8 protein-coding genes are annotated in these 15465 nt (G+C 52.1%); 6 read left to right on the top strand and 2 right to left on the bottom strand.

From position 1 onward, the window contains the following. Positions 1-54: 54 nt before the first annotated feature. Positions 55-819 carry a UDP-2,3-diacylglucosamine diphosphatase gene (locus EG028_RS15925; RefSeq protein ID WP_120517545.1) on the top strand — a complete coding sequence of 255 codons (765 nt, stop codon included), beginning with the start codon at positions 55-57 and terminating at the stop codon, positions 817-819. Here the strand turns inward: EG028_RS15925 and recO are convergent, their stop codons facing one another. Next, on the bottom strand, positions 820-1554 hold the full coding sequence (gene recO, locus EG028_RS15920; RefSeq protein WP_120517544.1) for a DNA repair protein RecO: 735 nt from the start codon (positions 1552-1554) through the stop codon (positions 820-822). Positions 1555-1572: 18 nt separating this feature from the next. Continuing rightward, positions 1573-3789, bottom strand: a complete 2217-nt coding sequence (gene porZ / locus EG028_RS15915) for a type IX secretion system anionic LPS delivery protein PorZ (protein ID WP_120517543.1) — start codon at positions 3787-3789, stop codon at positions 1573-1575. A gap of 95 nt (positions 3790-3884) precedes the next feature. Between porZ and EG028_RS15910 the strand changes: the two genes are divergently transcribed. The 5 genes from EG028_RS15910 to EG028_RS15890 all read left to right on the top strand — a co-directional run bounded on the left by EG028_RS15910 (position 3885) and on the right by EG028_RS15890 (position 15462). After that, complete coding sequence (locus tag EG028_RS15910) at positions 3885-6290, top strand: efflux RND transporter permease subunit (protein ID WP_120517542.1); 2406 nt, start codon at positions 3885-3887, stop codon at positions 6288-6290. Positions 6291-6533: 243 nt separating this feature from the next. Further along, positions 6534-7235 carry an IS1595 family transposase gene (locus tag EG028_RS15905; RefSeq protein WP_120517541.1) on the top strand — a complete coding sequence of 234 codons (702 nt, stop codon included), beginning with the start codon at positions 6534-6536 and terminating at the stop codon, positions 7233-7235. A 498-nt stretch (positions 7236-7733) separates the two neighbouring features. After that, complete coding sequence (locus EG028_RS15900; RefSeq protein WP_120517698.1) at positions 7734-10940, top strand: SusC/RagA family TonB-linked outer membrane protein; 3207 nt, start codon at positions 7734-7736, stop codon at positions 10938-10940. 23 nt (positions 10941-10963) lie between these two features. Continuing rightward, positions 10964-12418, top strand: coding sequence for a SusD/RagB family nutrient-binding outer membrane lipoprotein (locus EG028_RS15895; protein WP_120517540.1), 1455 nt, complete (start codon positions 10964-10966; stop codon positions 12416-12418). A 296-nt stretch (positions 12419-12714) separates the two neighbouring features. Continuing rightward, positions 12715-15462, top strand: coding sequence for a SusC/RagA family TonB-linked outer membrane protein (locus EG028_RS15890; RefSeq protein ID WP_162946544.1), 2748 nt, complete (start codon positions 12715-12717; stop codon positions 15460-15462). Positions 15463-15465 lie beyond the last annotated feature (3 nt).

Genomic DNA, 15465 nt, shown 5'->3' with positions numbered 1-15465 from the left:
AAAATGCAAAAGGAAATCATCACTTTTGCATTTTACATTTAAGAAAAGGCCGTCATGGAAATATTACTGCCGCCGGGCAAGCGTGTTTATTTTGCATCAGACTTTCACCTGGGCGCTCCGGATATGGAGAAGAGCCGGGACAGGGAGCGCCTCGTCGCTCAGTGGCTGGACGAAGCGGCGAAAGATGCCGCGCACATCTTCCTCGTAGGCGATCTTTTCGATTTCTGGTTTGAATACAAACACGTAATTCCAAAGGGATATACCCGGCTGCTGGGCAAGCTGGCGGAGCTTCGGGACAAAGGCATCGGCATCTCCGTATTCATCGGTAATCATGACATGTGGATGGACGGATATTTTGAAGAAGAACTGGAGATCCCCGTGTACTTCGAGCCGCAGCAATATACGATCGGCGCAAAAAGATTCTACATCGGTCATGGGGACGGTCTTGGCCCTGGCGATCACGGTTATAAATTCCTGAAAAAGATATTCCGCAACCCGGTTTGCCGGTTCCTGTTTTCGTGCATCCCGCCGAACTGGGGCATTTCCATGGCTAACTACTGGAGCCGTAAAAGCCGCGCCGCCACCGGTTCCCAGCTGGAACAATTCCTGGGCGACGACCAGGAATGGCTGGCGATCTACAGCCGGGAGATCTTACAGCAAGAACATTTCGATTATTTTATTTTCGGCCACCGGCATCTCCCGCTGGACCTGAAAGTGGGAGAGCGCAGCCGTTACATCAATCTTGGCGACTGGCTTAATTATAATTCCTACGCAGTGTTCGACGGGGAAACGACGGAGCTGAAATACTACCGTAAATAGTCAGCCCAATATTTCATGCAGAATAGGCGGTGATTGCAGTTCCGTGAAATCGGGCAGGTGATGTTTGTAAAACTCCAGGTAAGCATAGAGCATATTCCTTCTCCGCTCTTTGTTCAGTTCAATTTTTTCAAGGTCAGCAAAGTTGCGGATATCCTGCAGGCGATCTGTAATATGACTGCTCACTTCATCCAGGTAATTGGTGTGATGTGGGGGAAGGTCTGTAAATACGCCTTCCTGCAAATCCAGGTAGGGCGTGTATTCAGAATAATGCCCGCCAAAGTGGAAACCCAGGTGGGCGGCCAGTTTGAGCGTAAAGAACAAAGGCAGGTTGGCCGCTACCGGTGTGGATTCCGTATCCAACGCCTTGAAAGTGTTTTCCGCAAAATCATACAGCTCGGGGGTATGCTCAGGCTGTTTCATCACTTTCTGCAACAGTTCTATCAGGTAAAGCGCCACCGTATTTTTTACGATGTTCACGTGCATGGACGTGTATACGTGCCCGAGTTTAAACTCGGAAATGCGTTGCAGGTTTTTCTGCTCGTGATGATATACCACGAGGTCCAGGATATTTCCGGGCTGGAGGATATTGCCTTTTGCAGCTTTCGGTTTGGAAGACCGCACACCATTTACGATATAGGACTGTATGCCGAACAGCTCCGTGAAAATACTCAGGATGAGGCTGGTATCGCCATATTTGACGGTCCGTAAAACTATACCGGGTGTTTTGTGCAGCATGTTGGCAAAATTCGGTGATCAGCGGATAAATACCAGCTTCGTGACGATCTTTTCTTTTCCGGTTTCATCGGAAGCCAGTACGAGGTATACGCCGCTTTGCGGGCGGTAGCCTGTGTAATCTTTCCCGTTCCACACCGCCTGCCCGCCCTGGGCACGCGTCTGGTACACGAGTTTGCCTGTAATATCCGTGATTTTAACGATAGCATTCCGCACCAGCCCGCGAATAGCGATAGTGCCTTCGTAGCCGTGAGGTACAGGGTTGGGGAATGCCATGACGTTGCTGCCTTGTTCGGCCGCGCCTTCCGTGGCCGTGCCTCGCCAGGAAATGAGCCCGGCGGCGGTGGCAAAAAATACTTCCCCGGTTTCAGGATGTACCGCGATGCGGTGGATGATGTTATCGGGGAGCGGGCTGTTGGCCGTAATAAAATGTTCGATGATGCTGCTGCCGTCCGGGCTCACGAGCCAGGCGCCGTTTTGCGTGCCTACCCATTTACGGTTGGCGCCGTCTACCGCGATGGTGTTCACCCTTTCGTTCTGAAAAAGATAACCCGCAAAATTATCCTGGCGCACTACCGGCCATATGGCATCGCAGCCCGCTGTGCTGAAGGTTTCCGGCGCACACTGTACCACGCCCACGCCGCGGGCCGTGCCGATCCACATCCAACCGTCCTTATCTTTTGCAATGCAATACACCTCTCCCGAAGGAAGATTCCCTCTCCCGGCTCCCGTCTGGAAAAGCTTCCACTGATCATCCTGTGTATTTTCCACCGTCGCGCCATGGTTCAGGACCAGCACGCCGCTGCCTCTTGGGGACACGATCCATTTCTGGTTGGAGTCATCTATCACGATCTGGCTCACCGCGTTCGCGATGTGAAAGATAGGAATGGTGAAACGTTGCCAGGTATTGTCTTTCCGTTTTACCAGCAGGTCGCCGTTTGCGCCGTAGGAGCTTGCCCAGAGATAACCTTCCGCATCTCTGGCCAGGCCGCTGATGAGGGAATCGCCGAGTGGTTTCAGCCCGGTGTAGGTGCCGCCTTCCGGGATTGTGAGAAGGCCGCCGCCAAATGAACCGGCGTACATTTCCTGTCCACCGGCCGATAAGGAAATGATATCGTGATAAGGAAGCGGAAAGGTATAATTATGCCATTCCTCCTGTTCAAAACGGTAAAGCCCCTGTGTATTGCCCTGCGGCTGCCAGCTGGCCGTCACCCCACCGGAAGCGGCCCACAGCGCATTGTTGTGAATGAACAGATCGCCGGTGGCGATACCCGCGGGAGAGTTGGGCACAAGGGATTCATATACACCGTTTTCATGGAGCACCAGGCCATTCCGCCCGTCCGCGATCCAGGTGCTGCCGCCTGTGATCACTGCATCCGCCGGGGACGTAATTAGATTGGGCTGGCTGTATTCCGCTATCACAGCGGGTTCCTGGGAAAGGCGCAGCACCTTGCCAGGCTGATGGAGAAATATGGTATTGGATTGAATGGAAAGACGCAGGACAGGAGCGGAGGCAGTGTACCACTTCACCCAGGCATTTCCCTGCAATGAGAACAATGTGTCCTTCACCCGGCCGATCACCAAAGCGCCCGCCACCCCGATCTCCGTCATGGGCTGGGAAGGAAGGCCGGCGGAAATATCCGCCCAGTTGCGCTGGTCCGCCAGGTTGCTGCCCTGGAGGGAAGCCCTTTTTACCCCCGTGGAGGTGGCTGCATAGCAGGTATTAGCGTTTACAGCGCAGGAAAATACGGTGCTGTTGAGCGCCGGGAGCCAGGTGTCTTCAATTTCATTCCGGTCCAGGTCCAGCACAACGATGCCCAGCCCGGTGCTGAGCAAAGCGCGCTGCCCGCTGAAGGCGATATGCCTGATCTGTTTGTCCCCGGAAGTCTGCCGATGCATGATCTCCGGGATATTCACCACATTTTCGTTGTGAAGGACGTCCAGGTTGCTGTTCCGGTAGGCGATCACCAGCGAAGCGCCGGCCTCATGCCAGGCAATGGCGGCAATCCCAGCGTCATGCAGGCCATTCACCTTGCTGTAGCGGGTAAATTCATGCCCCGGCTGGGAAACGGAGAAGAGGCTGTAAGGCGTGGCACAGAACACCGCGTCCTTTCCCGCCGCCACCGCTATGGCCTCCCGGCAGGGGAAATGCTCCCGCCATTGCCCGATGGGCAGCAGCTGGGCATAAGCGCCCGGAACGTAAAGGAAGAGGCAATACAGCAGGGTGCGGAGGAACATAACCCAAATGTAACAATTACGAATTATCCCTTATGCATAAATCGTAATGAATGGTTACCTTTATGGCCTTTACCAAATCAAACTAAGAAAAACTTATGTGGCAGCGCCTGGCAGGTTTTGTATTAAAATTCCGATTATGGCTTCTGGCTTTATTATTTGTAGGCACAGGCATCATGGCATTTTTTGCCAGCAAGGTGGAATTGTCTTATGAATTTACGGGCGCTATACCCAGGGACAATTCAAAGTGGCTTGAATACCAGTCATTTAAGAAACAGTTCGGGGAAGACGGCAATATGATGGTGATCGGTATAGAAACCGACAGCCTCTTCAGTATGCCTTTCTTTTCCGCTTACGTAAAACTGAACGACGAACTGCGGAAGATCCCGGCGGTGGAAAATACCCTCAGCATCCCCGTAGCGGTGAACCTTGTGAAGGACGACAGCACCCGCAAGCTCAAAGCCGTCACCCTCTTCCAGCCGTTGCCGCAGACGCAGGCCGAGCTGGACAGCCTCGCGAATGTTTTTTATTCTCTTCCCTTCTACCGGGGCCTTTTGTACAGCGATCATAGCCATACTTACCTGCTGGCCGTGCATATCAACAAAGAGGTGCTCAACTCCGCCGGCCGTATCAAGGTGGTGAACGCCATCTCGAAGACAGCCCTGGCTTTCGGCAAAGAACATAACCTGGATGTAAGGCTGAGCGGCCTGCCCATGATCAGGACTATCATGGCCACCAAAGTGGCGGATGAACTGAAAATGTTCCTCGCTATTTCCTTTGTGCTTACCGCTTTTATCCTGCTGATATTTTTCCGTTCCTTCAGCGCCGTGCTCATGAGTATGATCGTGGTGGCGATGGGCGTAATATGGTCCGTGGGCACGATCGTGCTCTGCGGATATAAGATCACCCTGCTCACGGGCCTCATTCCTCCGCTGATCGTAGTGATTGGGATTCCTAACTGTGTATATTTCCTCAATAAGTACCATACCGAATACGCCATTCACGGCGAAAAAACCGTGGCGCTGGTGCGTATGGTGCAGCGTATGGGCATCGTGACCCTGTTCACCAACCTTACTGCCGCTATCGGTTTTGGGGTGTTTTATTTCACCAGAAGCGAGCTGCTCAAACATTTTGGCGTAGTGGCAGGGGTGAATATCATGCTGGTATTCCTCATTTCCTTTATTTTCCTGCCCTCCGTACTCAGCTACCTGCCGCCGCCCAAAACCAAACATACCAGCTACCTGGACAACAAAGTATGCCGCGCGGTGCTGAACCTGCTGAATACCCTGGTGTTCAAATACCGCCCGATGGTATACCTGTTCACCGGCCTGATGGTGCTGGCCGCCGTCCTGGGCATGATGCGCCTGAAACCGGTAGGATTTATCGTGGACGACATTCCGAAAAAGGACAAACTTTATACAGACCTGAAATTCTTCGAACGGAACTTCAAAGGTGTAATGCCGCTGGAGATCGTGATAGACACGAAGAAGAAGAACGGAGTGGTGAACCTGCAAACGCTTACCAAACTGGATGAGCTGAGCGGCATCATCTCGCAGCAGCCCGCATTTGCCCGCCCGCTGTCTGTGGCGGAAGGCATTAAGTTCGCCAAACAGGCGTACTACAGCGGGGACAGCCTGAACTATGCGATCCCCAACCAGTTCGACATCGGGTTCCTGGCGCCTTACCTCCGTATGAAGGGCGGGGCGGACAGTGCTTCCATGTTCACCAAGCTGGTATCTTCCTTTATGGACAGTACCCGGCAGGTAGCGCGTATGAGCGTGAATATGGCGGACGTGGGCTCTGTGGAGCTGCCCCGCCTGATCGATTCATTGCGCCCGCATGTGAACAGGATATTTGACACCGCGCATTATAAAGTGACATTCACCGGCACGAGCATCATCTTCCTGGAAGGCAGCCGGTTCATCATCAACGGGTTGCTGGAAAGCATCCTGCTGGCGTTTGTGCTGATCGTGTTCTGTATGCTGTACCTGTTCCGTTCATGGCGGATGCTGATCATTTCGCTGGTGCCGAACATTATCCCGCTGCTGGTGACCGCCGGCGTAATGGGGTGGCTTGATATTGCCATTAAACCCTCTACGGTGCTGGTTTTCAGCATTGCGCTGGGTATTGCGATAGACGTGACTATACGGTTCCTGGTGAATTTCAAACAGGAGTTGCCGCTCAACAATTATGATATATCCGCCACCGTTAGGCAGACGATCAATGAAACAGGTTTGAGTATCATTTACACATCCCTGATCCTGTTTGCGGGCTTTATGATCTTTGCGTTCTCCGAGTTCCAGGGTACCAAAGCGCTGGGCTGGCTTACGTCTCTGACGCTGGTGATGGCCATGGTGACGAACCTGACGATCCTTCCGGCGATGTTGTTGTGGATGGAAAAGGCGTTAAAAAAGAAGGCGCAGAAGAAGGAATTATGGAAGGCGCTGGACGATGAAAAGGACCTGGAGATGAAAGAACTGGGGCTGGAAGACCAAAAAGATTAATGCGCTTATCCTTTATTTCTACCGCTCAAACAAATTAACATAGCAGGGGCATGATAATTATTTTCAATGTGATTCCTGTAAAATCATAGTCCGTGGCCGAAAGCCACGGATTTTTTTTGTCCCCGAAGTAAAATAATCTAGTAGGGTACGCTCATCACATACAAATCGCCGCTTATAATAAAGCATTATATATAGCGCGGAAAAAGTAAGAGGTTTAGTATGCCATTTCTAACCTCTTAGTCCATGAAAAATAAGTTCCTAAAGGGCGCTCATTTGTCCGAGCGTAAATTTAAGGAGATACTTAAGTTATTCTCCGAAGACCTGACGGCCACGCAGATAGCGAATATCAGCGGCGTCAGCAGGGTAACCATCAACAGTTACCTGAAAAAGATAAGGCTGCAGATCGTGAAATATTGCGAGTCGCTGCAACCTGAAACCGCCAGCGGTGCAGCCTCCTGGCCGCACAGGGCTAATTCCCTCCACCAGGGCTATGATACGGCTGTTGCTGTGAAAACAGACGTGGACCGTATCATCAAGCCGGTAATTTTCGGTATATACAAGCAGGACAACAAGGTGTTCACGGAGATACTCCCCGACGTGAGCAGGTCTATGATCCAGGCGATAGCCCGCGGCCGTTCCGTGCTGGAAACGGTTGGCAGTGCCGAGCGCATCCGCCGTTTTAACGGTGTGGTGGACCTTGGGCAATACCGTTTATACCATTTGGGCAACCATCATCACGATGTGGATGCGGGAAAAACGACCCTTGACGACGTGGATGGTTTCTGGGGCCTGACGAAGCACCGGTTAGCCAAATTCAAAGGTCTGAATCGGAATACGGCTTACCTGCACCTGAAAGAATGCGAGTTCAGGTACAATTACAGGCATGAAGAATTATACACTGTATTGCTCAACCTCTTAAAAACATTTCCTCTGAACTTATCTTGACCGGGTAATGTCAGCGTAAGCGGCGGATTGTAAATTGCCGGGAATCGGTATGTTTACGGTACCAGAATCTGTCGCTTATGAAAAAGACATTATCAATCTGTTTGATATGGGAGAATAATCCCATATCCGGTCAAGCCGTTAATCAGACACGCAGTAGCAATTCAAATCCTTTACTAGCAAGCATTTCAACCAATAAAGACATTGTGCGCGGACCCAGGTCTGTCGCATACGAAATCATTAAAGATCTCGATTTAGATTTTGGTTGATGATAAGCGGGTGATAATCTTGTCGCCTGCTTTTCTTTTTTATACCTCACCAAACTCCCGGTGACGGCGGAAAGCAGGCATTCTCTATAATGTCGAACTTATCCAGTATTACTCATAACCAAAAAAAAAATCTATGTCGCCTCCAAAAAAATTACAATTCAATTGCGTTAAAAAACCGTTAAGTAATTTATATTTGTCTGTTAAAATTTCGTTAAACAACTAAATTATGCTTATGAGGAAAGGTCTAACCGTGCTTTTCCTGCTCCTGGTATGCCTCTCAGGACAGGTATTAGCGCAGAGCCGAACCATTAAAGGAAAGGTTACTGCCGCCGAAGACGGCACCCCGATCATTGGGGCCACCGTTTTAGCAAAAGGAACAAATGTTGGTACCGTTACCAACACCGAGGGTGATTACACCCTGAACGTGCCTGATGGCGTGAACGAGCTGGTTGTGAAATTCATTGGTATGAAGGACACAGAAGCTAAGATCAACGGCGCTGTTGTAAACGTGGTATTGAGTACTGATGTACGGACCCTTACAGAAACCGTTGTTACCGCGAACGCTATCCGCAGAGACAAACGTTCACTTGGTTATGCAGCCCCTACCGTAAAGGCAGAGGAGATCACCAGGGGTCAGAGTGTTAGCCCGCTGAACGCCCTTACCGGTAAGGTAGCAGGTGTGAACATCACCAGTACCGCTTCCGCTCCCGGTTCTTCATCCCGTATCGTACTCCGCGGCGGTTCTTCCATTACTGGTAACAACCAGGCACTGCTTGTTGTGGATGGTGTGCCCATCGACAATGAAAGCATCATCGGCGGCGGCGACAGCCGTTCCGCTATCGACTTCGGTAACCGTGGTAACGACATCAACCCGGACGATATCGAAGATATCTCTATCCTGAAAGGTCCTGCCGCTGCGGCATTGTATGGTTCCCGCGCCTCCAACGGTGCGTTGATCATCACCACGAAATCCGGGAAGAAAGGCGGTAACAAAAAACAGGAGATCACATACACCTCCGCGCTGACTCTTTCCAACATCCTCAAACTCCCCGATTTCCAGAATGACTTCGGTCAGGGTTTCCACTTTGAGCCTGATCCGCTGGAAAACTTTAGCTGGGGTCCGAAATTCGACGGCGCGATGACAGAATGGGGCCAGGAGATCAACGGCCAACGCCTCTCCAAACCTTATTCCGCGCAACCCAACAACGTGAAGGACTTCTTCGAAATGGGCAAAGCATGGAACAATAACGTGTCCCTCGCAGGCGGCAACGAAAAATCCACCTATTACCTCTCGCTGAATGCCCTCAATTCCAACGGTGTAATGCCTTCCAACGTTGACCGCTACAACAAGTACGGCGTACGTTTCAACGGTAGCACCGAGCTCAGCAACAAGTTCTCTACCTCTATCGGTGTGAACTACAGCAAGATCAACAGCAACATGATCCAGGGTGGCCAGGGCGACGGTTCTGTATACGACAACGTATTGCAGACTCCCCGCGACATTCCCTTACAGGACATGGGTGATCTGAACAATCCTTATTACAGCTATGGCGACGTACTGCAGGATGCCGACGGTAACCCGCAGTATGGTTATTATGGTGCTTATACCAACAGCCCTTACTGGGTACTGAGAGATTTCAGGAACCTGAACGATGTGGACCGCGTTACGGGTAACTTCACCGTTACCTACAAACCGCTGGACTGGCTGAACATCACTGAAAGGCTGGGTGCAGACGTTTACTCCGACCGCCGCCGCATCAAACAGGCGAAAGCCGACCTGCTGCCCGCTGATCCGGGATGGACAGATAAACACCTCACCGGTGCGTATGAAGAAAACAAGATCAATCTGAGCGACATCGTTCATGACCTGATGATCACAGCGAAACATGATTTCAGCAAAGATTTCAATGCTTCGCTCATGGTCGGTAACAACATCCGCCAGCGTACCCTCACTACCCTGGAAGCAGGTACCAACTCTGCCGGCCTGGTAATTCCCGGATGGTACAACCTGGATAACAGCAACGGTTCTCCTGTTGCAACGAACTTCTACAGCCAGCGCCGCCTGGTAGGCCTGTACGCTCAGTTGGACCTCGCTTACAAGAATATGCTGTTCCTCGGAGCCACTGCACGTAACGACTGGTCTTCCACGCTGCCCGCAGCCAACCGCTCCTTCTTCTATCCCAGCGTGAACGGTTCATTTGTGTTCACCGAGCTGCTGAAAGACAGCAAGATCGGCGACTTCCTGAGCTATGGTAAAATCCGCGCCAGCTACGCTTCCGTGGGTAACGACGCCGATCCGTACCTGCTGCGCAACTACTATGTAAGAACGCAGATCCTGGGCGGTTTCGCCAACACACTGTTCCCCTTCGACGGTATCCCCGGCCTGACCGTGGGTAACACGATTGGCAATCCTAACCTTAAACCGGAAAGGACCAACGCGTTTGAAGTAGGTACTGAACTGAACATGTGGAACAACAGGTTGTCTTTAGACTTCTCTTATTATCAGAACAGGTCTAAAGACCAGATCTTACCTGCGCCGATTGCACCTTCCACAGGGTTCACCAACGAGATACTGAATACAGGCGAGGTAGAAAATAAAGGTGTGGAAATAGGATTCCGCGTTACGCCGGTAAAAACTTCCAGCGGCTTTACCTGGGAACTGTTCGGCACCTATACTAAAAATAAAAACACCGTTGTGTCCCTGCTGCCTGGTGTAGACCAGGTGATAGTAGGTGGTGTGTCTGGTATGAGCATCGTTGCAGCAGTAGGCCGTCCTTACGGTACTTTCTATGCACGCGATTACCTCAAAGATGACCAGGGCAGAATGGTGATCAACGCAGAAACCGGTTTGCCTCTGCTGACCGACGACGCACGTTACTTTGGTTCTTACAACCCCGACTGGATGGCTTCCTGGGGCACCAACCTCAGCTACAAAGGCTTCAGCCTGAGCGTACTGTTCGACACCAAACAAGGTGGTTACTTCTACTCCAGGACAAGCGACATCATGACTTTCGTGGGTACTACCCCGAGGACAGTGGTGAACGACCGTCAGCCGTATGTTGTTCCTAACACCGTGATCGAAGACCCCGCTAACCCGGGCAAATACATTGCGAACACCAGTGTGGAAACACAGTGGATGGACTTTTGGACAAACCAGTCAAGCGTGCCTGACGCAGCGCATATCATTGATGGTTCTTACATCAAGCTGAGAGAAGCAAGCATTTCTTATAGAGTGCCGAAATCACTTCTGAGCAGAACTCCGTTCGGTGACGCTTCTATTGGCTTTTTTGGTAACAACCTCTGGATCCACACTCCGAAAGAGAACATGTTCGCTGATCCGGAAGTTAACTCCGGCGGTGCGGGTAACGAACAAGGTTTTGACTTTACAGCCCAGCCTTCCCTGCGCAATTTCGGTGTGAACCTGAAAGTAAGTTTCTAACCTTTAGCTGAAAAAGAGAAATTATGAAAATGACAAAAGTAAAATCCATCATAGCGGCTTTAGCTGTAGCGGCCATCGTACTGCCGGGATGTAAAAAATTCCTGGACATCAACGAAAGCCCGAACTCTACCACCAAAGCCAATCCGGACCAGATCCTGCCTTCTATCGAGGCATCTGTTGCGCATGTGACCTCTTATCAATACCAGACTTACGGCAACTTCTGGAGCCAGTACTGGACGCAGAGGCCTAACGCAAGCCAGTTCCGCACGATCGACGCATACTCTTCCGGTCCGGCGGATTTCGACCGCGCCTGGGGTATCCTGTACGCAAACGGTCTGTCTGATACTGACTCCCTGATCTCACTGCAACACCTGCCTAAATTCAACCAGTGGTCTGCCCGCGCTTACATCCTCCGCGCATATGCATTTATGATGCTCACGGACGGTTTTGGCGACATCCCGTTGTCTGAAGCACTGCAGGGCTCCGGCAACCGTAGCCCTCACTACGATACCCAGGAAAGAGTGTACGACAGTGTCTTCCTCTGGATCCAGAAAGGTCTCGACCTGCTCGACCCTGACAACGATTATCAACCAGGAGCCGAAGACATCCTCGAAAATGGCGAAGGCTGGGCTGCATTCGGCAATACGCTGAAGCTGCGTGCTTACCTCCGTATCTCCGGTGTAAATCCGACGAAAGCAGCAGCCGGCATTCAGGCGCTGTACGCCAGCAACCCGGAGTTTCTCACTGAAAACTGGCAGATCAACTACGTAGACGTAGGGGGCAACCAATATCCCATCTGGGCTGAGGTACTTCAGCTGCAGATCCGTAACCAGGGCGCTTCTGGCACTGTAATGGATAAGCTGAAAGAATGGGGTGACACACGCATTAGCAGCTTCTTCAATAGGTACACTTACCCCCCCAATACTCCCGGGAACCCGCCACCGGCGTTCCTTTCCATCCCGCAAGGTGGTTACGACGGAGTACCCAGCACCACCCCGATGTCTAACCCGAGCGCCCGCGTAATGAGTGGCGCAGCTCCCGGCATCATCATCAGCGGTTCCGAGAGCTACTTCCTGCAGGCCGAAGCCGCACTGAAAGGCTGGGGCACCGGCAGCGCAGCAGCTCTTTACGAACAAGGTATCCGTGCCAGCTTTGCATGGGGCGGCCGCACAGACGCGGAAGCTACCACTTACATGGCCAACCAGCAGGTTGCATGGAACAGCGCAAATGTGGATACCCTCCAGAAACGCATCATCACCCAGAAATACTTCTCAATGGTAGGCAGCCAGGGTTTTGAAGCATGGAGCGAATGGCGCCGTACGCACTATCCAGAGTTCCTTGTAAGGTCCCAGGCTTCTGTGCTGGGCCCAAATTCAAGGCCTCAGCGTTTCGTTTATCCGCAGGCTGAGCTGACCAGGAACGCAAACTTCCCCGGTCTCCAGAACATCGACGTACCCGTTTGGTGGGCTAAGAAATAATACTTCCTTCAGACTATCTGATACGAGGGCCGGCTGCTATGCCGGCCCTCTTTTTTTGTCAACCCATCACGATAACTTTTATATAATATTCTATCACATGTTTGTGTAGTAGCTTTACTAGTTGAAAACCAGTATTTTGTGCCCCGACTGTTACCTGATTAACTTTTTTCTGTTCACGAGGCCTAAATGAAAATCTTATGAAACAAACGCTGTACTTATGGCTAATGACGGCTATAAGCATTCCTGGCGTTGCGCAAGTACCAACCGGAAAACCGGATACAACCGGCGTTCCACGGATGTTGGATGAAGTGGCGATTACCGGCTATTCCACCGCCACCCGCCGGCAATACACCGGTGCCGTTTCCACTATTCCCGGAAACCAGGTGAATAATGTGCCCATGGCATCTTTTGACCAATTGCTGCAAGGCCGCGCGGCCGGGTTGTATGTAGCGTCCGGCAGCGGCCAGCCCGGCGCTGCCGCAAGAGTGCTCATACGCGGCCAGGCTACCAACGGCGGCACCACCTCCCCTTTATATGTAGTGGATGGCATTGCTGTGGAAAGTGGCGTATTTATGTCCATGAACCCGTCGGACTTTGAATCGGTGATCATATTAAAGGATGCCAATGCGACCGCATTGTATGGCTCCCGCGGCGCCAACGGCGTGATCGTGATCAATACCAAAAGAGGGAAGGCCGGGGATATATCGCTGCGTTTTAACACCCAGCACGGTTTCTCACAACTCGCGCGCGATCATTTTGATATGATGAGCACACAGGAGCGCCTTCAGTTTGAAGAAGAAGTAGGCCGGGAAACCGGACGTACGCTTGGCGCCGGCTGGATATTTTCCCCGCTGAACCCAGCTAACGCAGCATTGCCCGCTGCTACCAAAACGCGTTATGCCGCCATCCTGGACAGTATGCGCCAGATCAACACCAACTGGCCGGACCAGTTCCTCCGCAGCGCCGCTCCCTTCCATGAATACGAACTTAGCGCCTCCGGCGGCACCGATGCCATCCGTTTTTATTCCTCCGCCAACTACCTGAGCCAGCAGGGCATTATCAAACGCTCCGGCCTTGAAAGATATTCCTTCCGCACAAACCTGGACGTGCGCACCAAAAAATTCACCGCGGCCATCAATACCGCTGTGGGCTATACGAACAATAACCTGGTAGAAAGCGAAGGTTCGTCCAACAGTGCCAATCCCATTGCGGCGGTCTATTACGCGCTGCCATATGAAGCGCCGTATGTGAACGGTGTGCTGATGCACAACGGCAACAAAAGCCAGCTCGGTGGTGCGTTTGACACACGCGAAGGTTCCAACGCCATTGAAAGGATGGAGAACTCCACCTATAAGATCAACCAGCTGAAAGGAATGATCAATACGGACCTGAAATATTATTTCACGGACTGGTTATACGCATCCTCCAATCTCGGTATGGACTACCGGGAAAATGTGGAGACCCGCACCATCAGGCCCGGGTCCCATAGCGGTAGCCAGGACGGTGTACCCGGCAAACAGGGCATGCACCGGGAAGAAATGATCCGGTATTACCAGTTCACCGCCACTACCGGCCTCACATTCGACAGGACCTTGCAGGAAAAACACCGTCTCACCGTTGGCGGATTCTACGAATTTAACCGCATCAAATATTCCAACATGGCCGTAACCGGCTATGGCATTACGCCAGGGCTGGACGGTACATTGTCCGGCATCACGCCGGGCTCCGCGCTGAACAGTTTCATCCCGCAGGTAGGCGGGCGCAAAACCGGCTCCGCGTTGATATCGCTGGTAGGCCTTGCGCGTTACCTGTACGATGAGAAATATTCACTCAACGTGAGTTACCGCAGGGACGGCTCTTCCACACTCCCGGAGAAGAACCGCTGGCATGGATTTTATTCCGTCGGCGCCGGGTATGACCTTGGACGGGAATCTTTCATGCAGCGCCTCAGCTGGATCAATACACTGCGGATACGCGCCAGTTATGGTTCTTCCGCCGCGCCATCCGCACAAAACTTTGCATATGCCGCAGGCTACGGCGCCAGCCGTTACGACGGCTCTCCAGCAGTTATCCCCACTTCCGTAGGTAATTCAGAATATAACTGGGAATACACCAATACTTTCAACGCCGGCCTGGATATCGAATTGCTGAACCGCCGCATCAGGCTGATAGCCGACTGGTATAACCGCAGTACCGAAGGCCTATTCCTCGAAGAGCAACTTTCACAAACCAGCGGGTTTTCTTCACGCCCCATCAACGCGGGCACCATCCGCAACCGTGGTATAGAAGCGGATCTTAGCGGGGATATTATCCGTACCAAAGACCTCACCTGGTCCGCCGGTTTTAATATCGCATTGAACAATAACCGTGTGATGGACCTTGGCGGGGCCAATGAGTTTACAATGGGTACATATATTATGCGTGTAGGCCTTCCCGTTAATTCGCATTATGTCGTTAAATGGGGCGGGGTAGACCCGCAAACGGGCAGGGCATTTTATTATGACCGGCAAAGTAAACCCACTTCAAGTTATAGCGTAGCCACGCAAAGCGTTGCGGACTTCGGCTCCTCCGACCCTCGTTACACCGGCGGGTTCTATACGCGCCTCAACTGGAAAGGATTTGCCGCGGATGTGTTTTTCACCTATGCACAGGATTTCCTCCGCTACAATTCGATTGAAATATATACGCTGAACAATAATTCTTTCGCGGCCAGCAACCAGGGCCGCAGGTGGCAGGACAGGTGGCGCAAACCCGGGGATATCACGGATATTCCCAGCTTCGCCGACACACGCAACTTCACTTCCCGCGACCTGCAGGATGCGTCGTACGTACGTTTGCGCAACGTAAAACTTTCATACACCATCCCTTCCCGGATACTGACGCCCACGCAATTCCTGCGCGGCGCCATCGTATACCTGCAAGGGCAGAACCTGCTGACCTTTACGAAATGGGACGGGTTTGATCCCGAAGACAACAACGGCAACGCCTTTTTTGAATACCCTTCGCCGCGCACGATCACCGCCGGCGTAAGCATACAATTTTAGCAC

Origin of the sequence: Chitinophaga barathri, from assembly GCF_003807585.1 — a bacterium.
Lineage (GTDB): Bacteria > Bacteroidota > Bacteroidia > Chitinophagales > Chitinophagaceae > Chitinophaga > Chitinophaga barathri.
Note: the sequence above shows the minus strand (reverse complement) of the source record. Positions and strands in the feature narration are given on the sequence as shown.

Excerpts from the sequence above, each read along its gene's own strand:
- EG028_RS15925 (WP_120517545.1), top strand. The coding sequence starts at position 55 with ATGGAAATATTACTGCCGCCGGGCAAGCGTGTTTATTTTGCATCAGAC.
- recO (WP_120517544.1), bottom strand. The coding sequence starts at position 1,554 with ATGCTGCACAAAACACCCGGTATAGTTTTACGGACCGTCAAATATGGC.
- porZ (WP_120517543.1), bottom strand. The coding sequence starts at position 3,789 with ATGTTCCTCCGCACCCTGCTGTATTGCCTCTTCCTTTACGTTCCGGGC.
- EG028_RS15910 (WP_120517542.1), top strand. The coding sequence starts at position 3,885 with ATGTGGCAGCGCCTGGCAGGTTTTGTATTAAAATTCCGATTATGGCTT.
- EG028_RS15905 (WP_120517541.1), top strand. The coding sequence starts at position 6,534 with ATGAAAAATAAGTTCCTAAAGGGCGCTCATTTGTCCGAGCGTAAATTT.
- EG028_RS15900 (WP_120517698.1), top strand. The coding sequence starts at position 7,734 with ATGAGGAAAGGTCTAACCGTGCTTTTCCTGCTCCTGGTATGCCTCTCA.
- EG028_RS15895 (WP_120517540.1), top strand. The coding sequence starts at position 10,964 with ATGAAAATGACAAAAGTAAAATCCATCATAGCGGCTTTAGCTGTAGCG.
- EG028_RS15890 (WP_162946544.1), top strand. The coding sequence starts at position 12,715 with ATGTTGGATGAAGTGGCGATTACCGGCTATTCCACCGCCACCCGCCGG.